At 69.1% G+C, this 18,282-nt stretch carries 22 protein-coding genes; 5 read left to right on the top strand and 17 right to left on the bottom strand.

The annotated features are described in order from the left end of the window. Positions 1-63: 63 nt before the first annotated feature. From OG817_RS44485 to OG817_RS44440, 10 genes are all read right to left on the bottom strand, one after another. Positions 64-861, bottom strand: coding sequence for a hypothetical protein (locus tag OG817_RS44485; RefSeq protein ID WP_406051178.1), 798 nt, complete (start codon positions 859-861; stop codon positions 64-66). Beyond that, entirely contained in the window at positions 858-1,784 is a 927-nt protein-coding gene (locus OG817_RS44480) for an ATP-binding cassette domain-containing protein (protein WP_406051177.1), read from the bottom strand. Before OG817_RS44480 ends, OG817_RS44485 begins: the two co-directional genes overlap by 4 nt. Then, a complete protein-coding gene (locus tag OG817_RS44475; RefSeq protein ID WP_406051175.1) occupies positions 1,784-2,143 on the bottom strand; it encodes a GntR family transcriptional regulator in 360 nt (119 codons plus the stop codon). The genes OG817_RS44480 and OG817_RS44475 overlap by 1 nt, the downstream gene beginning before the upstream one ends. Before the next feature lie 70 nt (positions 2,144-2,213). Continuing rightward, positions 2,214-2,942, bottom strand: coding sequence for a GPP34 family phosphoprotein (locus tag OG817_RS44470; RefSeq protein ID WP_406051173.1), 729 nt, complete (start codon positions 2,940-2,942; stop codon positions 2,214-2,216). Then, on the bottom strand, positions 2,935-3,144 hold the full coding sequence (locus OG817_RS44465) for a hypothetical protein (protein WP_360445135.1): 210 nt from the start codon (positions 3,142-3,144) through the stop codon (positions 2,935-2,937). The genes OG817_RS44470 and OG817_RS44465 overlap by 8 nt, the downstream gene beginning before the upstream one ends. A gap of 9 nt (positions 3,145-3,153) precedes the next feature. Further along, a complete protein-coding gene (locus tag OG817_RS44460; RefSeq protein WP_406051171.1) occupies positions 3,154-4,065 on the bottom strand; it encodes an SPFH domain-containing protein in 912 nt (303 codons plus the stop codon). 145 nt (positions 4,066-4,210) lie between these two features. Then, entirely contained in the window at positions 4,211-4,909 is a 699-nt protein-coding gene (locus OG817_RS44455) for an aminotransferase class IV (RefSeq protein ID WP_406051170.1), read from the bottom strand. Then, positions 4,906-6,288 (bottom strand): aminodeoxychorismate synthase component I, encoded by a 1,383-nt coding sequence (gene pabB, locus OG817_RS44450; protein ID WP_406051168.1) that lies wholly within the window; start codon positions 6,286-6,288, stop codon positions 4,906-4,908. Before pabB ends, OG817_RS44455 begins: the two co-directional genes overlap by 4 nt. Positions 6,289-6,333: 45 nt before the next feature. Next, positions 6,334-7,110: a class I SAM-dependent methyltransferase gene (locus OG817_RS44445; protein WP_396392097.1), complete on the bottom strand. Its 777-nt coding sequence runs from the start codon at positions 7,108-7,110 to the stop codon at positions 6,334-6,336. A gap of 82 nt (positions 7,111-7,192) precedes the next feature. After that, positions 7,193-7,897, bottom strand: coding sequence for a metal-dependent transcriptional regulator (locus OG817_RS44440; RefSeq protein WP_396392098.1), 705 nt, complete (start codon positions 7,895-7,897; stop codon positions 7,193-7,195). Positions 7,898-7,994: 97 nt separating this feature from the next. Between OG817_RS44440 and OG817_RS44435 the strand changes: the two genes are divergently transcribed. Genes OG817_RS44435 through OG817_RS44420 form a run of 4 tightly spaced genes read left to right on the top strand, consistent with a single transcriptional unit; the run spans position 7,995 to position 11,671 of the window. Continuing rightward, the gene (locus OG817_RS44435) at positions 7,995-9,299 is read left to right on the top strand and encodes a cryptochrome/photolyase family protein (protein ID WP_406051166.1); all 1,305 of its coding nucleotides are present in this window, start codon (positions 7,995-7,997) and stop codon (positions 9,297-9,299) included. Between the two features lie 58 nt (positions 9,300-9,357). After that, a complete protein-coding gene (locus OG817_RS44430) occupies positions 9,358-9,750 on the top strand; it encodes a GntR family transcriptional regulator (RefSeq protein ID WP_406051165.1) in 393 nt (130 codons plus the stop codon). Further along, entirely contained in the window at positions 9,747-10,628 is an 882-nt protein-coding gene (locus OG817_RS44425; RefSeq protein WP_406051163.1) for an ABC transporter ATP-binding protein, read from the top strand. Before OG817_RS44430 ends, OG817_RS44425 begins: the two co-directional genes overlap by 4 nt. Continuing rightward, positions 10,625-11,671, top strand: coding sequence for an ABC transporter permease (locus OG817_RS44420; protein ID WP_406051161.1), 1,047 nt, complete (start codon positions 10,625-10,627; stop codon positions 11,669-11,671). The genes OG817_RS44425 and OG817_RS44420 overlap by 4 nt, the downstream gene beginning before the upstream one ends. Here the strand turns inward: OG817_RS44420 and OG817_RS44415 are convergent. The 3 genes from OG817_RS44415 to OG817_RS44405 form a co-directional block, all read right to left on the bottom strand. Continuing rightward, the gene (locus OG817_RS44415; protein WP_406051159.1) at positions 11,637-12,893 is read right to left on the bottom strand and encodes an APC family permease; all 1,257 of its coding nucleotides are present in this window, start codon (positions 12,891-12,893) and stop codon (positions 11,637-11,639) included. The two genes, OG817_RS44420 and OG817_RS44415, sit on opposite strands and share 35 nt — an antisense overlap. Before the next feature lies 1 nt (position 12,894). Then, on the bottom strand, positions 12,895-13,419 hold the full coding sequence (locus OG817_RS44410; protein WP_396392103.1) for a hypothetical protein: 525 nt from the start codon (positions 13,417-13,419) through the stop codon (positions 12,895-12,897). A 69-nt stretch (positions 13,420-13,488) separates the two neighbouring features. Continuing rightward, positions 13,489-14,046, bottom strand: coding sequence for a hypothetical protein (locus OG817_RS44405; protein ID WP_360445115.1), 558 nt, complete (start codon positions 14,044-14,046; stop codon positions 13,489-13,491). Positions 14,047-14,130: 84 nt separating this feature from the next. Between OG817_RS44405 and OG817_RS44400 the strand changes: the two genes are divergently transcribed. Continuing rightward, a complete protein-coding gene (locus OG817_RS44400; RefSeq protein ID WP_396392104.1) occupies positions 14,131-14,385 on the top strand; it encodes a hypothetical protein in 255 nt (84 codons plus the stop codon). Here the strand turns inward: OG817_RS44400 and OG817_RS44395 are convergent. The 4 genes from OG817_RS44395 to OG817_RS44380 are packed head-to-tail and all read right to left on the bottom strand — an operon-like array spanning position 14,377 to position 18,222. Further along, positions 14,377-15,222 carry a ketose-bisphosphate aldolase gene (locus OG817_RS44395; RefSeq protein WP_406051157.1) on the bottom strand — a complete coding sequence of 282 codons (846 nt, stop codon included), beginning with the start codon at positions 15,220-15,222 and terminating at the stop codon, positions 14,377-14,379. The two genes, OG817_RS44400 and OG817_RS44395, sit on opposite strands and share 9 nt — an antisense overlap. A gap of 17 nt (positions 15,223-15,239) precedes the next feature. Next, positions 15,240-16,154 (bottom strand): 1-phosphofructokinase family hexose kinase, encoded by a 915-nt coding sequence (locus OG817_RS44390; protein ID WP_406051155.1) that lies wholly within the window; start codon positions 16,152-16,154, stop codon positions 15,240-15,242. Next, complete coding sequence (gene nagA / locus OG817_RS44385; RefSeq protein ID WP_406051154.1) at positions 16,142-17,272, bottom strand: N-acetylglucosamine-6-phosphate deacetylase; 1,131 nt, start codon at positions 17,270-17,272, stop codon at positions 16,142-16,144. Before nagA ends, OG817_RS44390 begins: the two co-directional genes overlap by 13 nt. Continuing rightward, positions 17,269-18,222, bottom strand: a complete 954-nt coding sequence (locus OG817_RS44380; protein WP_360445105.1) for an ROK family protein — start codon at positions 18,220-18,222, stop codon at positions 17,269-17,271. Before OG817_RS44380 ends, nagA begins: the two co-directional genes overlap by 4 nt. Between the last annotated feature and the right edge of the window lie 60 nt (positions 18,223-18,282).

Below are 18,282 nucleotides of genomic sequence, written 5' to 3'. Positions count from 1 at the left end.
GCAACCGTCCACAGATATCGTCCGACTTATGCACACCCCCTGTGCATAACATCGATCGCTCGTTCAACCTTTGGCCGGCTTCAACGCCATCGGTCGCAGCAGCAGATAACCGGCGTACAACCCGAGCGCTGTGACCACCGCAACGGCCGGTACCGCGACGGCCAGTGGTGGACGATCGTAGCTGAGACGTGACAGCGGCTCGGCCAGCCACTCGGCGACCAGGAGGAACTCGGTCGCCGCGGCCGGCAGCACGGACAGCGGCAGCAGCAGTACTCCGCGCCAGAAGCCGAGACGGTAGAACGTGATGCCGAGCAACCAGCCGGCTGCTTCATGCGCCACAATCAGCAGGAAGAACTCGGTGAAGATCATCCCGACCTGCGAGGTACTGGTGAAAAGGTGCCGGTTCTCCATCGCCTGGGCCCAGCCCTGCCAGTCGTAGATCACGCGTTCCACCTGGTAGACCAGCACCCACAACAGCGCGGTCGCCACCGTGGCCCCGACCAGGAAGATGCTCGAGGCAACGGAAAACATCCGCCGGGTGACGCCCTGCGCGACCATCAGTTTCAGGTATGCCGGAGCGAGCATGATGCCGACCGCCATCGAGAAGTACTTCGGCGACTGGGTGCCGTAGTCCCACGTGCTGTACCCGGTCCCACCGGAGACGGTCTGGACGATGAAACCGCCTACAGCGAAGGCGATCAGCATGATGGCCCAGTATCCGAGGATCATCGGCCGCGAGCCGATCATCATCGCGTGCAGGACCTGCCGCAGCCGGTACCACGACGTCACGCCGCGCGGCATCGACGTGGCAACGGCAACTCGCTGGGTGGCCTCGGTTCGATTGTCGACTGCCGCACTCATGAACGAGCTCCAGAGGTCGGGGCGGTGAGGTGCACGAAGAGGTCCTGCAGGCCGACCGGGCCGACCTCCAGTCCGGCCCGCGTCGCCTCGGCGAGCAGGGCGGGATCGAGATCGCCGAGCACGGTGGTGGACTTGGTGCCGCCGAGCCTCTCTTCCGCGAGCACGGTGAACCCGGCGGTGAAGTCGTCCACCGCGGCGGCCGGTCCGACGATCGAGGCGCCACGGCCGCGGAGCGCGTCCACCGGCGACTGGGTGACGAGGCGGCCGTTGTCGAGGATCACGACCTCCTCGAGCATCGGGCTGACCTCGGTGACCAGATGCGTCGACAGCACGATCGTCCGCGGCACCTCGGCGTAGTCGGCGAGCAGGGCGTCGTAGAACAGGTTGCGGGACGGGACGTCCATGCCGAGGTAGGTCTCGTCGAAGATCGTCAGCGGTGCCCGGCTGGCCAGCCCGAGCACGACCCCGAGGGCGGACTTCTTACCGCGGGAGAGCTTGCTCACCTTCTTGCCGGTCGGCACCTCGAACCGATCCAGCAGCTCGCCGGCCAGGTCGTCGTCCCAGTACGGACGCAAGCTCGAGGCGAGCCCGAGCACGTGCTTCACCGGCGCCGCGTCGACCAGGTCACCGGACTCGCGGATCAGGCAGACCCGGCTGGTGACGACCGCGTTCTCGTACGGCTCCTGCGCCGTGCCGAGCTCGGCTGACTCGACCAGCACCCGGCCCTCGTCCGGGCGCCGGAAGCCGGCCAGGGTCGCGGCGAGCGTGCTCTTCCCGGAACCGTTGCGGCCGAGCAGACCGTGGATCTTGCCGGGCGCGAGGCGCAGGTCGAGCCGATCGAGCGCCGGCACGCCGCCGAACCGGACCGACAGGTTCTCGGTCCGCACAGCGAGAGCGGTCTGTTCAAGAGTGCTGGTGGTCATCAGGCTTCCACTGTGCGGATGTGCTGGACGACGTCCTTGAGCGGAACGCCGATGGCCTTGGCCTCGCGGATCATCGGGTCGACCACGTCGGCGAAGAACGAGTCCTGCCGGCCGGTGCGCAGCAGCAGACGCGCGTTCGGGCTGACGAACATCCCGATCCCGCGCTTCTTGTAGAGCACGCCCTCGTCGACCAGTTGGGCGAAGCCCTTGGCCGCGGTCGCCGGGTTGATCCGGTAGAACGCGGCGTACTGGTTGGTCGACATGACCTGTTCGTCCTCGGCGAGGGCACCGGTCACGATGTCGTTCTTGATCTGCTCCGCGATCTGCAGATAGATCGGACTCCGATCGTCGAACACCACGGCCCCCTCTCTGCCCTCACTCGGTCCACCGGTTCATTACTTGAGTAACGAACCATAGCACCTCATGGGGTCAGCCTCCTGCGGCGTACGACGACTGCTGCAGAGACTTCTTCAGCGCCGGTACGACGGGTCCGACCCGGACACCGAGCTGCGCCAGCCGATCCTTGTGGCGGAGGCGCTGGTCCTTGGTGACGACCGTGCGCAGGTCCGCGGTCGCGGCCAGTACGACGACGGCTGCATCACGGAGGTCCACGCGTGTGACCAGCCGGGACGGGCGGAGTGTGTCCGTCGCACTCTGCAGCACCTGGCGCCGAATCAGCGGGTGCCGCAGCGTGATGCGATGGGCCGGGAACAGACCGAGGACCCGGTACGGCTCGACCCTGATCAGGTAGGCACGCTCCAGGTCGCCGCGGACCTCGCGGACCATCGCGCGCTGCCGGCGGTCGACCCAGGTCTTCCACTTGCGCGGACCGCGGCCACCGATGTCGGCGAGGATCCCCGCCAGGACCTGATCCTCCGGCGCGGCCACCTTCGTCAGCCGGGCGCGACCGTTGTCGTCGGCAAGGTTCCCGGCGAGCTGGAGGTCGACCAACGCGGCCGCGCGGAGCAGCTTTCCGAGCTTCGAAGTGTTCGTCAGGCGGCCCTTCATCGGGTCGTAGGCGAGCAGGAACAGCCTTGCTGCCAAGGCATCCGGAACTTTGGCCTTGCCGAGGGCAACGGTCTTCCGAGCACGGGCCGGGCGCCGGGTCGCGACGCTCCGGGCGGGCCGCCGCAGCGGCGTCACCACAGCTCTACTCATGGTCTTCCTCCTTGGCCGGACGGCCCGGGCGGCGGATCTTGCCGACGCCTGACGGCAGCCGGCCGGCGTCGGCCAGCGCCCGCCGGAGCAGGTACTCGATCTGAGCGTTGGTGCTGCGCAGGTCGTCGGCCGCCCACCGGGCCAGCGCGTCATGCACCACGGGATCCAGCCGGAGCAGGATCTTCTTGCGTTCGGCGGCCACAGCGCCCGCTCACTGGTAGAGCGAGCCGGCGTTGACGACCGGTTGGGCGTCTCGGTCGCCACACAGCACCACCAGCAGATTGCTGACCATGGTCGCCTTGCGCTCCTCGTCCAGGTCGACCACCTCGTGCTCGGACAGCCGGGCCAGGGCGAGCTCGACCATGCCGACCGCACCCTCGACGATCCGCTGCCGGGCCGCCACGACCGCGCCCGCCTGCTGGCGGCGCAGCATCGCCTGGGCGATCTCCGGCGCGTACGCGAGGTGTGTGATGCGCGACTCGATCACATGCACGCCGGCCGCCTGCACCCGGGCGCCGATCTCCACCGACAGCGTCTCGGTGATCTCGTCGGTGCTGTCCCGCAACGACAGGCCGCCTTCGTCGGGATGTACGTCGTACGGGTAGCTGTTGGCGATGTGCCGGACTGCGGTCTCGGTCTGGATCGCGACGAACTCGACGAAGTCGTCCACCTCGAACATCGCCTGCGCGGTGTCCTCGACCTGCCACACCACGACCGCGGCGATCTCGATCGGGTTGCCGTCGGCATCGTTGACCTTGGCAACGGCCGTCTCGTGGTTGCGGATCCGGGTGGAGATCTCACGCCGCTGGGAGATCGGGTTCACCCAGCGCAGGCCGTCGGTGCGCAGCGTCCCGGCGTACCGGCCGAGGATCTGCAGCACCCGGGCGCGGCCCGGCGAGACCGGCGTCAGCCCGGCGGCCACGATCAGGCCGGCCAGGAGGATCAGCACGGAGAGCACGATCAGCACGCCCTGGTCCGGGCTCAGGCCGATCACGAACAACACCACGGCGCCCACCACCAGCACGAGCGCCAGCCCGGCCATCGGCCACCCGTTGACCTCGCGTGCCACCCGCTCGGTCACCTTCGGCTTCGGCATCTCCACCGCAACGTCCAACTCCGCCATCACCAGCTCCTCTCGGATAGCTGAAAGGTAGCAAAGTGATATCACTTTTACAAGCGGCGGCTCGCTGGCGGCTTGTTTCGCCGATAGCCGGTTGTTACCGGTTACCGAGCAAACACCCCGCCATCGACCGAGCCGGATCGGTGGGTCAGAGGGGTTGGGCGAGGGCTTCCAGGTGAGATTGCCAGAGGGGGGCGTGGGAGTTGGGGAGGGGGTCCATGGCGGAGTCGGACCAGGCGTGGATGGGGCGGATGCCGTGCAGGGCGTTGACGAGCCAGGCCTCGGTGGTGTTCTGGAGTTCGGCCGGGGTGATGGGGTGTTCGGAGACCGGCGTGCCTTGGGCGGTGGCGACGCGGCGGAGGAGTCGGGCGGTGACGGACGGGAGGAGCGGGCGATCGGACGGCGGGAAGCAGAGGGTGTCGTCCTCCCACCAGGCGAGGGCCGAGTAGGCGGCCTCCAGCACGGTGCCGTCCTGGTCGAGGAGGAGGATCTCGTCGGCGCGATGCGCGGCGGACTCCTTCAGCTTGCCCAGCAGCTCCAGGTCAGGACCCTTCACGCGCGGCTCGGTGCGTGGATCGGGATCCTCGTGTACGGCGACCCGGACGCGGCCGCCGGTCGGCGGAGCGGGCCGGCGCTGGACCGCGAGCTCACCCGACTCGTGCAGCTCGAACCGAGGAAACCAGCGACCGAAACCCGGCAACCGGCCGACCTGCCTGTCCCAGTACGCCGCCGCATCCACCCCCGCCGCCAGACACGATCCGACGAACCGTTCCCGGTGCAGCTCGATCCCCCGAACCTTGCCATCGGCAACCAAGAACGAATCCGCCACCCGCAGACCACCACTCATGTCCCCCACCCTTCGGCCGCGGCGTTCCCGCCCACGGCTGCCATTGCCTTCAGCACCATTTCGTCGTACTCCGCGACCGGGTCGGAGTCGAGCACGATCGCACCTCCCGCGCCTACTGTCGTTCCGTCCGGCGTCAGTACCGCCGTCCGGATCACCACACTCAGATCCGCCCGCCCGTCCACGGTCAGATAGCCGAGCGCACCCGAATACACCCCACGGGCACTCGACTCCAACGCGTCGAGAATCTCCATCGTGCGGATCTTCGGTGCACCCGTCATCGACCCCGGCGGGAAGCACGCCCGGACCGCGTCGATCGCGCTCACCCCGGAGCGCAGCCGGCCGCGGACCGTGGTGACGAGCTGATGGACGGTCCGGTAGCTCTCGACCTGCATCAGCTGCGGCACGTGCACCGTGCCCGGCCGGCTGACCCGGCCGAGGTCGTTGCGGATCAGGTCGACGATCATCAGGTTCTCGGCCCGGGTCTTCTCGTCCTCGGCCAGCGTCTTCGCCGCCAACTGGTCCTGCGCCGGGTCCGCCTCCCGCGGCGCGGTCCCCTTGATCGGGCGGCACTCGGCCCACCCGTCCGCATCCACGGTCAGGAAACGCTCCGGCGACGAGCTGGCCACCGCGAGATCGCCGTACCGGAGGAAGGCTGCGTACGGCGCCGGGTTGGCCGCCCGCTGCCAGCGGAAGAACTCGAACGGATCGGGCACGGACGGCAGGCGGACCCGGTTGGTCAGGCAGACCTCGTACGTCTCGCCTGCCTCCAGCGCCGCCATGCACGCGGCGATCCCGGCCAGGTACGTCGGCCGGTCCTGCTCGAGATGCGCCTCGAGGTCGAGCCGCGCGATCGCCGGTACGCCGTCGCCGGACATCCACCAGTCCGACGCACTCCGAACCGCCCGATCCAGCCACCCCGCGCCCGCGTCTTGTTCGTCGACGGCGACGAGGTAGGTGATGTCGCGGTCGTGGTCGATCACGACGAACCGGTTCGCCCAGATCCACAGCGCGTCCGGCGTCGGCGCCTCGTGCGCCGCGACTCCCCCGGTCAGCGCCTTGAGCTCGTAGCCGAAGTACCCGACGTACCCACCGTTGAAGAGTCCGGTCAGCTCGTCCGGTACGGCGTCCAGCCGGCCTGCCTTCTCCGCCAGCCGCTCGCCGAGCTCCACGAACACATCACCATCGGCGGCATCCCGGACGACGACCTCCGCGTCGGGGCCGGCCGTCGTACCGAGGACGGAGACACGTCGTACCGCCCGATCCGTCAGGCTGCCGTCGAGCCAGAACGCAACAGGTTCTTCGGCCAGCAGCTCGCGGTAGACAGTCTCTCCGTCGAGCGCCCGGTCGACCGTCCGGACGGACCAGCTCAGCGCACCCACAGGCACACGCTACCTACCCGCGGGCGGATCCACGCCCCTGACTCGTCAGGCGGTCAGAGCGAGCTTGGTGCGCATGGCCGTGATCCGGCGGATCGGGATCGCGACCTCGAGGCCGTCCTTCGACTCGGCGCGATCCGCCAGCCAGCCGGCGGCGGTGTCCCGGCGGACATCCGGAGTACCGGGAAGGTAGAGCGCGTTCACCAGACGGTGGGCGTCGTCGCGGCTGCGGATCATGTAGACGTACCGCTCCCGCTGGCTCTCCATCACGTCGAAACCGGCGTGGTGGAGCTGGTCCTTGAGCTCGGTGATCTCGCCGCCTGCCGGGAACTGCGGGGTCGACCGCAGCCGCGTGGTCAGACCGCTCAGCGTGCGGATGTCACCGCGGCGAAGCGGTCGTACGGCGGGCACGATCGCTGCCAGCACACCGCCGCGACGCAGTACCCGGGCCGCCTCGGCAAGAACCGCCGGCAGCGGCTGGAGCACCATCAGGCCCATCGAACAGGTGACGACGTCGAACACCTCGTTCGCGAACGGCAGATGCAAGGCGTCCGACTGCACCCTCGGACCTGGCGCGCCGGCGAGCTGGGCCGGGTTGTTGTCGACGCCGACGACCCAGTGGCCGTGCAGCTCGCGGGAGACCGGGCCGTTGCCGCAGGCCAGGTCGAGGACGCGTCGGGCCTCGCCGGAGACGGCGCGAACCAGCCAGCGGTACGGCGTGTGGTCGCCGGCCACCGCGCGGGAGAGCAGGGCTTCGGTGCTACCCGGAGTCGCGGTGTGGAACTCCCGCAGGTACTCGGGCCAGTCGATCAGATTCTCGGACATCGCGCAGTGAGGCTACCTTGTGACCACCCGCCGTACACCATCGAGCGCACAGCGTGGGTGGTCTCTTAATACAGCTTTGAACTCAGACCCGGCTGACGAAGATGTGGCCGGCGGTCTCGTCGCTGATCACGCCACCCGCCTCGCGGCTGCCGACCAGGACACCCTCGGCGTCCATCGTCGAGTCGACCTCGCGACCCGGCAGCGCGCCGGCCCGGCGCAGTACCGCCATCGCACCGTCGTCGGTCTGGACCGGCTCGGCGATCCGGCGCACCAGCACCCGGACGCTCTCGCCGGTGGACGCGTCGAGCACCTTGTCCAGCGGCTCGACACCGATCCGGAAGTCCTCGATCCCGCTCGCCTGGCCGCTGGTCTCCAGCTCCTCCAGACCCGGGATCGGATTGCCGTACGGCGACTCGGTCGGGTTGTTCAGGATCTTGAGCAACCGCAGCTCCACCGCGTCGCTCATCACGTGCTCCCAGCGGCAGGCCTCCGTGTGCACGTCCTCCCACTCCAGCCCGATCACGTCGACCAGCAGCCGCTCGGCCAGCCGGTGCTTGCGCATCACCCGGACCGCCTGCTTCCGGCCGACGTCGGTGAGCTCCAGGTGGCGGTCGCCCTCCACCTTGATCAGCCCGTCGCGCTCCATCCGGGCGACCGTTTGGCTGACCGTCGGACCGGACTGGTGCAGGCGTTCGGCGATCCGCGCACGCAGCGGCAGGATCCCCTCTTCCTCCAGCTCGTAGACGGTCCGCAAGTACATCTCGGTGGTATCGATCAGCTCGCTCACGACAACCATTCTCACCTATGTAGGCAAGCCTGACCGAATTCCCGGTGAACATGCGGACCGAGTAGGTCATAACCGCGGGAGCACGCAGGATGGACCGATGATGCCTGCGGTGATGTGGTTCCGGCGGGACCTCCGGCTGGCGGACAATCCTGCGCTGCTCGACGCGGTCGCGGCAGGCGGTGGACAGGTGCTCGGTCTGTTCGTACTCGACCCGCAACTGTGGGACCGCTCAGGTGATCCACGCCGTGAAGAACTGGCGGCGGCGTTGCGCCGACTCTCCGACTCCATTGGCGGCCGGCTCGTCGTACGACGAGGTGATCCGGCAATCGTCGTACCGGCGCTGGCCGAAGAAGTCGGTGCGGCCAGCGTGCACATCAGCGCGGACTACGGCCCTTACGGACAGCGCCGGGACAAAGAAGTTGAAGCCTCATTGAAGTGTCCGCTGGTGGCGACCGGATCGCCGTACGCGATCGCTCCCGGGCGCATCCTGAACCAGCAGAATCGCCCGTACCAGGTGTTCACGCCGTACTTCCGGGCCTGGCTCGAGCACGGCTGGCGCCGCCCGGTCGATGCGCCGGCGAACGTCGGCTGGCTCGTGGCCGGCGGCGAGGATCTTCCGAAGAGCACAGTCGACGGCGCCGCGCTCGAGCACTGGAATGAGTACGTGGACGAGGTCGCGCGGTACGACGACGAGCGGGATCGGCCGGATCTCGACAGCACCTCGCGGATGTCGATCCCCTTGAAGTACGGCGAGATCCACCCGCGCACCATGCTCGGCGACCTTGCCCGCAAGCGCAGTCACGGCGCGGACGCCTACCGTCGCCAGCTCGCCTGGCGCGAGTTCTGTGCGGACCTGCTCGCGCGGCATCCGGACGCCGCCTGGAAACCACTGCGGCCCGAGTTCGAGCGGATGGAGTACGACGAACCCGGCGCACTGTTCGACGCGTGGCGCGAAGGGCGGACTGGGTATCCGTTCGTCGATGCCGGGATGCGGCAGCTCGCCGAGACCGGCTTTCTGCACAACCGGGTGCGGATGGTGGTCGCGTCGTTCCTGGTCAAGGACCTGCACGTGCATTGGAGGGTCGGCGCCCGCTGGTTCCTGCGGTCGCTGCGGGACGGCGACCTCGCGTCGAACTCGCTGAACTGGCAGTGGGTGGCCGGTTGCGGTGCGGACGCAGCGCCGTACTTCCGGATCTTCAACCCGGTCGGCCAGGGCAAGAAGTTCGATCCCGACGGTGCGTACGTCCGCCGCTGGGTGCCCGAGCTGCGCGATCTCGACGGCGGCGCGGTCCACGAGCCGTGGCAGCACGGCGGCGCCAGCGGCTACCCCGAACCGGTCGTCGACCACGCCGACGCCCGCCGCGAGGCGCTCCGCCGGTACGGCGCCATCCGCAGGTCTTGACGCCCGCTTGAGCCATACCCCTATAGTGCTAGGTAACTAGATGAATGGGGTTTGGTTGATGATCGAGTTCCATCTGGACGGGCGGTCGGGGGTGTCGCCGTACCAGCAGATCGTCCAGCAGGTCCGGAACGCACTGCGACTCGGACTGCTGCGCAAGGGCGACCAGTTGCCGACGGTGAAGGACGTCGTCGCGGCGCTGGCGATCAACCCGAACACGGTGCTCAAGGCGTATCGCGAGCTGGAGCACGAAGGCCTGGTGCAGGCCCGGCCCGGACGCGGCACATTCGTGACCCGGACACTGACCGACAACACGCTGGCCGCACACGGCCCGCTACGGCAGGACCTGCGCCGTTGGCTGGCCAAGGCGCGCAAGGCCGGCCTCGACGACGAAAGCATCGAGGCGCTGTTCCTGACCACGTTTCGGTCCGCCGCTCTGGAGGACTTAGGATGACCGCCGTCCTGCAGGCCCGCGGCCTGGGCAAGAGATACGGCCGGCGCTGGGCGCTGACCGACTGCGATCTGGAAGTGCCGGCCGGACATGTCGTCGGGCTCGTCGGCCCGAACGGCGCCGGCAAGAGCACGCTGCTCAACCTGGCCGTCGGGATGCTCACACCGACCGCCGGATCCGTCGAGGTACTGGGCGGCCCGCCCGGCGCGCAGCAGGCCAAGGTCGGGTACGTCGCTCAGGACACGCCGACGTACGCCCGGCTGAGCGTCGCCGATCACCTGAAGCTCGGTGCGAAACTCAACCCCGGCTGGGATCCCATCGTGGCCCAGCGGATCCAGCGTCTCGGACTCGACCCGAAGCAGAAGGCCGGCAAGCTGTCCGGCGGCCAGCGAGCCCAGCTCGCACTCACGCTCGGCCTGGCCAAGCGGCCCGACCTGCTGATCCTCGACGAACCGGTCGCCGCGCTCGACCCACTGGCCCGGCGCGAGTTCCTGCAGGACCTGATGGGGGCGGTCGCGGAGCAGGAGCTCAGCGTCGTACTGTCCTCCCACCTCGTCTCCGATGTGGAGAGGTCCTGCGACTTCCTGATCGTGCTGGTCGATTCGCGGGTCCAGGTCAGCGGCGAGATCGACACGCTGCTGGCGACCCACTTCCGGCTGACCGGTCCACGACGCGCCGCCAAGGATCTGCCCGGCGATCAGCACGTCGTGACCGAGAGCCACACCGACGTGCAGTCGACGTTCCTGATCCGCACCGAGAAGCCGATCCTCGACCCGGCCTGGACCGTCACCCAACTCACCCTCGAGGACCTGGTACTGGCCTACATGGCCAGCAGCGTCCCCGCCCAACCCCTACGTCCCGTCCTGGAGGTGCAGCGATGATCTGGCTGACCTGGCGGCAGTTCCGAGTCCAGTTCCTCGTGGTCGCGTCCGTGATCGCCGCGGCCGCGGTCGTCCTGGCGCTGACCGGCCCGGGCCTGCTCGACGACTACCACCGCCTGACCGACGACTTCATCAAGAACCTCGGCTTCGAGCGCCTCAACCCGTTCCTCTACATCGCCGGTCAGGTCCTGCTGTACGCCGTTCCGCCGGTGATCGGGGCGTTCTGGGGCGCACCGCTGATCGCCCGCGAACTGGAGACCGGCACCCACCGGCTGGCGTGGAGCCAGAGTGTCTCGCGGTGGCGCTGGCTGGCCACCAAGGTCGGGTTCACCGGACTCACCGCGATTGCGATCACGGCCGTACTGAGCCTTGCGGTGACCTGGTGGGTCAACCCGATCGACGACGCGATCAACGCCGGCCAGGAGTCGAACACCTACCTGCCGCGGATGTTCCCGCCGGTCTTCAGCGCTCGCGGCCTGGTCCCGATCGGGTACGCCGCGTTCGCGTTCGCGCTCGGAGTCGCGGTCGGACTGGTCGTCCGTCGTACCTTGGTCGCGCTCGCAATCACGCTGGCCGCGGTGATCCTGGTGCAGATCGTCACGCCGACGTTGATCCGGCCGCACCTGCTCGCGCCGACGGAGTCCTACCTGACCGTCAGCCTGGACAACCTCCGCGGCTTCATGCTGACCGGGGACTCCACTCCTCCAGAGGTGAAGCAGATCGAGGTGGCCAGCGGGTCCGTCGGCGCCTGGAAACTGTCCGACGAGACCGTGGACAAGTCCGGCAAGAGGGTGAGCACGTTGCCGAGCTGGATGATCGACTGCGAGCCCGGACCTCCTCCCGGTCTGGAACCGCGCGTCCCACCGGCGAAGGCGGCGGCCTGCTTCGAACGCCTGGCGGACGAGGGCTACCGGCAGCACATCAAGTACTTCGAGGCCAGCACCTTCTGGGCTCTGCAGTGGCGTGAGTTCGGGCTGTTCCTGCTCCTGGCGTTGGGACTGACCGGGTTCAGCTTCTGGCGGATCCGCCGCGACCTGTCCTGAGTTTCCTGACGATCAGGGCGATCGCGAGGAGTCCGGCTCCCACCACTGCTGAAGTCCACGGGAGGGTGACGGCGAGAACGACGCAGCCGATGAGGCCGATCACGTTGAGGGCACGGGGCCATCGACGCTGGTCGGCCGGCTGGGTGAACGCGGAGGCGTTGGCGATCGCGTAGTACAGCAGGACGCCGAACGACGAGAAGCCGATGACTCCGCGCAGGTCGGTGGTCAGCACGAGGATCCCGACGACCACGGCGAGCGCGATCTCGGCGTGGTGCGGGACCTGGAAGCGCGGATGGACGGCGGCCAGCCAGCCGGGCAGGTCGCGGTTGCGTGCCATCGCGAGCGACGTACGGCCGATGCCGGCGATCAGGGCGAGGAGTGCGCCGAGGCTGGCGAGGGCAGCTCCGATCCGGACGACGGGACTGGCCCAGGCCGCGCCGACGGTGTCGACCGCGGTGGCGAGCGGCGCGATGGTCGTGGCCGGATCGAGCACGAGCAGCAGTGCCACACCGACGGCAAGGTAGATGCCGATAGCAACTATGACGGCGGTGCTGATCGCACGCGGGATGGTCTTCGCCGGCTCGCGGACCTCCTCACCCATGGTCGCGATCCGCGCGTACCCGGCGAACGCGAAGAACAACAGTCCCGCCGCCTGCAGGACGCCGTACGGCGAGGTGCCGGTGAACTCGAGGTCGCGATGGGGCTCACCGGTGAACAGCACGATCAAGACGAGCGCGAGGACTGCGAGCGTGCAGGCGACCAGGATCCTTGTCAGTCGTGCGGTCTTGGTGACACCGCGATAGTTGACCGCCGCCAACCCGGCCACGGCGGCCAACGCGACCAGTCTGCGCAACCACCCACCACCAGGTACGGCGTACGTCGCGAAGGTCAACGCCATCGCGGCACACGACGCCGTCTTCCCCACCACGAAACACCACCCGGCGGCGAAGCCCCACCACTCCCCCAGTCGCTCCCGCCCGTACACATACGTCCCACCCGAGACCGGATAGACAGCCGCCAACTGAGCCGAGGACACCGCGTTGCAGTAGGCGACAACCGCGGCAACCGCCAACCCGATCAGCAGCCCCGATCCGGCGGCACGCCCAGCCGGCCCCCACACCACGAAGACCCCGGCCCCGACCATCGAACCGAGGCCGACCACGACGGCGTCGCCGACGCCCAGCCGCCGGGCCAGGGTGGGATGCGGCTGGGCGGCACTCATGTCAGTCGGCCGCCGCCATCGCCGCGGCGATCTTCCGGTCGGCATCGGCAACGTCCTCCTCGGGCGCCGGGGGCAGCAGGTCGGCCCACAGCGGAAGCATCTCCCGGCGCGCCTCGAGCATGCCCAGCGGGCGCGGGTAGAACCACACATGGAAATGGGCCGAACCGTCGCCCCAACGATAGACGTGGACCCGGGCGATGCCGCCGAGACCGAGGATCGCTCGCTCGATCCGGGCGACCACCGGACCGTAACTGGTCGCGTGGGCCGCGGGCAGGTCGGCGAAGCTGTCGTGGTGACCTCGACTGGCGAGCCAGACCACTCCCGGGATGGTGACGTCCTTGGCCGGGCACAGGGCCCAGTTGTCGTCCATCCAGAGCGGCGGCCGGTGTTCGGACTTCTCGAACGAAGCCAGCCAGTCGCAGAGTCCGCACGGATCCCCGCCGGGCTCGCCGACGCGGGGGGGTTCGGGGATCACGCGCGGCGGCGGCTCGCGGCGGATCAACGGTTCGGCGTAGGGAAGTGTCATGGCGCCCCTCCAAAGCTGTCGGTCCCGTCAGTGAAACATGACTGTTGCAGAAAATGCAACGACCATGTTTCAGAAGTTCAGGACTCCGCGGAGGGTCAGGTCGAGGGTGAGCCGGCGGACCCGGGCCTTGGACCAGTGGTGCCGGCCGCGCATGTGCACGTAGGTGAAGGTCGCCGACACCATCAGCACCTCGGCCACGTCGCTGATCCGGCCGTGCGGATGCAGCGATCCGTCCTGCTCGCCCTCGCGCAGGAACCGCTCGAACGGATCGATGAACGAGACCGGGCCGTTGCGTGCCTGCTCCTGGTGGAACACCAGGTCCGAGGACAGGATCAGCGGCAGATGCCGGTCGATCACGTCGAACAAGGCCTCGAGTGTCTTGACCAGGCCTTCGCGGCCGGTGCCGGAACCGGCCAGGATCGGCCACATCGTGTCCCGGTAGTCCTCGGCCAGCGCGTCGAGCAGCGAGTTCAGCAGCAGTTCGACGGTCAGCCCCTGCCGCCACAGCGTGACGCGGGACCGGCCGACCTTCTCGGCGACCCGCTCCAGCGTGACACCGGACCAGCCGTGCTCGGCGAGTACGGCGACGGTCGCCTCGCGCAGCGTCTCGTCCACCGCGATGGTCATCTCCGGCCACTCCTCACCGAGCGCTCTTGTGCAACACGGTCGTTGCACTGCACGATGACTGTACCAAGAAGCGAAGGAGCAACCGTGGACACGAGGACGGAGATCCGGCTGCGGCTGACCCCGCAGGAGGTGGCGGGCCTCGCCGCGCTCGCGGTCGGTCTGCGCGGGGTGACCGAAGCCGAGCTGACCGAGGAGGACGCGGCGGTCGCGGCGCTGGAGCTGGCGCTCACCCGGCTGATCGAGGACTTCGAAGTACCCGATGAGAGCGCTCGGGCGCGGGTCCAGCAGGCACGCGACGAGCTGCGGGCGCACTGGGTCCGGGGCGGCGCTTCACTCTGAGGGCGTCGCTCTGAGGATGGTCAGCAGGCGGGCCACCTCGGCGGCTACCTCGTCGCGGGCCGGGCCGAGGTACTTGCGGGTGTCGACCAGGGTCGGGTTGCCGGCGAGGACTTCGCGGACCTTGGCGGTGAAGACGTTGTTCAGGTGGGTGGCGATGTTGACCTTGGTCATGCCGGCCTCGACGGCTCGGGTGAGGTCGGGGTCGGCGACACCGGAGGAGCCGTGCAGGACGAGGGGGACGGGGACGGCGGTGTGGAGTTCGGCTATGAGGTCGAAGTCCAGGGACGCCGTACGTTCGGTCATCGCGTGGGACGAGCCGACGGCGACTGCCAGGGCGTCGACGCCGGTCGCTTCGGCGAAGGCGAGGGCCTCCTCGGGGCGGGTGCGGGCGCCGGGTGCGTGCACTCCGTCCTTGCCGCCGACCTCACCGATCTCGGCCTCGACGAACACCCCGTGGTCGTGACAGAACGCCGTGACCTCGGTGGTCGACGCGACGTTGTCGGCGTACTCGAGCTTCGACGCGTCGTACATGACGGAGGTGAAGCCGAGTGAGACCGCTTCGGTGACCAGGTCGCGGTCCATCGCGTGGTCGAGGTGGACGACGACCGGGACCGTCGCGGCGGCCGCGGCGGCCAGGGTGGCGACGCCGATCGGCTTGAGGGCGCCGTGGTACTTCACCGCGTTCTCGCTGATCTGCAGGATGACCGGCGCACCGACCTGCTCGGCGCCGGCGATCAGCGCGGTCGCGTGCTCCAGCTGGATCACGTTGAACGCACCGACCCCACGACCAGCCTTGGCGGCGGCCAGCACGACCTCGGCCCCGGAGACCAACGGCATGAGCTTTCTCCTTCTGACTAACGAACGGTGACCTGGGGCTGCCAGCGCCGGTACGCGGCCAGATCGATGTCCCCGGCAACCGGTGTCAGCACCGCGGCGGCCGACGCGGCCACAGCGGACTTCAGGACGACGGACCAGTCGGGCTCCGGCGACTCGGCGACAGCCACCGCAACCACAGCTGTGCAGGCGTCGCCGGCACCGGTCGGGTTGCCACTCACCTTCTCGACCGGCAGCGCTCGCCAGACACCCTTGTTGCTGGCAGCAACCATCCCGCGTGATCCATCGGTGATCACGGCCGCGGTCGCACCCAACCCGACCAGCTGACGAGCGCCGTCCTCGACCGTCGTGTCACCCAGCGCGTCACGCAACTCGGCCGCGTTGGACCGCACCACCGCACCAGCCTTCGCAGCCGCGGTCAGCGCGGCACCGCCGGCGTCGATCACGGTCAGTACGTCGTGATGCCGCGCGCGGACCGCGAGCTCGGCGTACGCGTCAGCGGGCAGTCCCGGCGGGATGCTGCCCGAACAGGCCAGCACGCCCAATCGTGACCACGGCATCCGGTCCCCGAACGCACGCCACTCGTCGGCGGTCACCGAAGGGCCGGTCTCGTTGAAGATCGTCGCGTCCCCGTCGGCACCGTTGACGATGGCAACGGTACGCCGAGTCTCCCCGGCGATCGGCGTCAGCAGTGCGGTGAGGCCCGCATCGAACAGTTCCTCCGCAACCAGCTCACCGGTCACACCGCCGACGAACCCGAGCACCAGCACCTGGTGCCCCAACGTCGACGCCACCCGGGCGACGTTCACACCCTTGCCACCGGCCCGCTGCCGAACAGTACCGACGCGATGACTGCCACCGACGACGAGCTGGTCGACCTCGTACGTGACGTCCAGCGCGAGGTTGAGGGTGATGGTCCCGATCAGTCCAGCCACGACCCTGCCCGCATCACCTTCTGAACGACGTACTCGTCGTCCAGCACCACCAGGTCCGCCCGCTTGCCGGTCTCGATCGCGCCCACGTCGTACCAGCCGAAGGCCTGCGCCGGCGTTGTCGACGCCATCCGGGACGCGTCCACCAGGGACACACCGGCCTTCACCGCGTTGGCGTAGGACACGTCCATCGTCAAGGTACTGCCGGCGATCGAATGCTTGCCGTGGGCAAGCGTCACCAGGCCTTCCTTCACGTCCACCTCGAGGTCGCCGAGCTTGTACCGGCCGTCCGGCATCCCGGTGGCCTCCATCGCGTCGGTGATCAGGGCGATCCGGTTCACCCCGGCCGCCGCGAGGGCGACGCGGACGACCTGCGGATCCAGGTGCAGCCCGTCGTTGATCACCTCGAGCAGCAGCCGTTCGTCGTTCAGGGCGGCACCGACCGGACCCGGGTCGCGGTGGTGGAACGGCCGCATCCCGTTGAACAGATGCGTGGCGACGGTCGCCCCGGCGTCGGCGCCGGCGATCATCTGCTCGTACGTCGCATCGGTGTGCCCGAGGGCGGCGACGGCACCCGCGTCGACGACCTGGCGGATCGCGTCCAGTCCGTGCTCGAGCTCCGGCGCGATCGTCACCATCTTCACCGCGTCGCTCAGGACCTTCGTGACGTCGTCGGCGACCGGGTCGCGCAGCAGCGTCGGCTCGTGCGCACCACACCGCGCCGCGGACAGGAACGGACCTTCCAGGTGGACACCGGCGATCACGCCATCGGTGATCAGGTCGGCGAGACAGGCGGTCTGCGAGACGATGTCATCGAGGGGCGCCGTCACCAGGCTGGCGAGCGTGGTCGTCGTACCGTGCCGGGCGTGGAAGGCCGCAACCTTGCGCGCCTCCTCCGGATCGGTCGTCGAGTACGTCGATCCGCCGCCACCGTGGGTGTGGATGTCGACGAAGCCCGGGACGACGGTGACGTTGCCGAGATCCTCGGGCCGCTTGCCGTCGGCCGGCATCCCCTCCGACCTGCGGCCGAACGCGACGATGTCCGCGTCGACCACCTGGATCCAGGCGTTCTCCAGCACGTCGTCCGGCGTGACGAGCCGGCCCACGCGATAGGTAGTCATACGGTCTGATCTCCACTCTCGTCGGCCGTCACGCGGTCCCAGGCCATCACCGCGGCGCCGAGGCAGCCCGCGTCCTCACCGAGTACGGCGGCCACGATCTCGGGCTCGCGCTGAAAGGTGAGCCGCGCGTGGATGCCGTCGCGCAGCGGTTGCAGCAGTGTCTCCCCCGCGCCCACCAGTCCGCCGCCGATCGCGATCCGAGTCGGCGCGACCAGGGTCGTGTAGAGGACGAGCGCATCGATCAGCGCCTTCAGTGCGTCGTCCCAGACGTGCGCGGCGTCCGGATCACCGGCGGCCAGCAACTCCAGGACCTCACGTGCACCGTCCACGGTGCGGCCGGTCCGGGCGCCGTACCTGCGGGCCAGCGCAGCCGCGGAGGCGACCGTCTCGAGGCAGCCCCACTGGCCGCAGGCGCACTGCTCGGCCGCATCGCCGTGGACGAACCGGGTGTGGCCGAGTTCGCCGGCCCAGCCGTCGCCGCTGACCAGCGAGCCGTCGATCACCATCGCGGCGGCGATGCCGGTGCCGAGCGGCAGGAACATCGAGTTCGTGGTGCCGGTGAGCGCGCCCTGGCGGAGTTCGGCGTACCCGCCGGCGCGGACGTCGTGGGCGAGCACGATCGGTACGCCGTCTCCGATCGCGGCCTCCAGTTCGGCGCGCACCGGCGTACCGACCCAGGCCAGGTTCTCGGCGCCGACCGTGCCGGTCTCGGCGTCGATGACGCCGGGCACGACGACACCGATCGCACGCACTCGGTGACCGTCCGCAGTCGCCTTCTGGCTCAGCTCGACGACGGTCTCCAGCAGGGCATCGAGCACGGCGCGGCCCCCGGCCTCCCGGGGAGTCGGCCTGGTCTCGCGGTGCAGCACGGCACCGTCCGCGGCGACCAGGCCGCACTTCATCCGGGTTCCACCGAGATCGACGGCAACCACGACTTCACAGGGGTCCACGGAGCGCCATTATGCAGCGTTACCGGGCAGTCCGAACATCCGTGAGCAATCTCTGGACAC

The organism is Kribbella sp. NBC_00889, assembly GCF_045207705.1.
GTDB lineage: Bacteria > Actinomycetota > Actinomycetes > Propionibacteriales > Kribbellaceae > Kribbella.
The sequence above is the reverse complement of the archived record's forward strand: the minus strand, read 5'-3'. Positions and strand labels throughout refer to the sequence as shown.

Bases quoted from the DNA above. Each gene is read 5' to 3' on its own strand.
- OG817_RS44485 (WP_406051178.1), bottom strand. From the start codon at position 861: ATGAGTGCGGCAGTCGACAATCGAACCGAGGCCACCCAGCGAGTTGCC.
- OG817_RS44480 (WP_406051177.1), bottom strand. From the start codon at position 1,784: ATGACCACCAGCACTCTTGAACAGACCGCTCTCGCTGTGCGGACCGAG.
- OG817_RS44470 (WP_406051173.1), bottom strand. From the start codon at position 2,942: ATGAGTAGAGCTGTGGTGACGCCGCTGCGGCGGCCCGCCCGGAGCGTC.
- OG817_RS44460 (WP_406051171.1), bottom strand. From the start codon at position 4,065: ATGGCGGAGTTGGACGTTGCGGTGGAGATGCCGAAGCCGAAGGTGACC.
- OG817_RS44455 (WP_406051170.1), bottom strand. From the start codon at position 4,909: ATGAGTGGTGGTCTGCGGGTGGCGGATTCGTTCTTGGTTGCCGATGGC.
- OG817_RS44445 (WP_396392097.1), bottom strand. From the start codon at position 7,110: ATGTCCGAGAATCTGATCGACTGGCCCGAGTACCTGCGGGAGTTCCAC.
- OG817_RS44435 (WP_406051166.1), top strand. From the start codon at position 7,995: ATGATGCCTGCGGTGATGTGGTTCCGGCGGGACCTCCGGCTGGCGGAC.
- OG817_RS44430 (WP_406051165.1), top strand. From the start codon at position 9,358: ATGATCGAGTTCCATCTGGACGGGCGGTCGGGGGTGTCGCCGTACCAG.
- OG817_RS44425 (WP_406051163.1), top strand. From the start codon at position 9,747: ATGACCGCCGTCCTGCAGGCCCGCGGCCTGGGCAAGAGATACGGCCGG.
- OG817_RS44420 (WP_406051161.1), top strand. From the start codon at position 10,625: ATGATCTGGCTGACCTGGCGGCAGTTCCGAGTCCAGTTCCTCGTGGTC.
- OG817_RS44415 (WP_406051159.1), bottom strand. From the start codon at position 12,893: ATGAGTGCCGCCCAGCCGCATCCCACCCTGGCCCGGCGGCTGGGCGTC.
- OG817_RS44410 (WP_396392103.1), bottom strand. From the start codon at position 13,419: ATGACACTTCCCTACGCCGAACCGTTGATCCGCCGCGAGCCGCCGCCG.
- OG817_RS44405 (WP_360445115.1), bottom strand. From the start codon at position 14,046: ATGACCATCGCGGTGGACGAGACGCTGCGCGAGGCGACCGTCGCCGTA.
- OG817_RS44395 (WP_406051157.1), bottom strand. From the start codon at position 15,222: ATGCCGTTGGTCTCCGGGGCCGAGGTCGTGCTGGCCGCCGCCAAGGCT.
- nagA (WP_406051154.1), bottom strand. From the start codon at position 17,272: ATGACTACCTATCGCGTGGGCCGGCTCGTCACGCCGGACGACGTGCTG.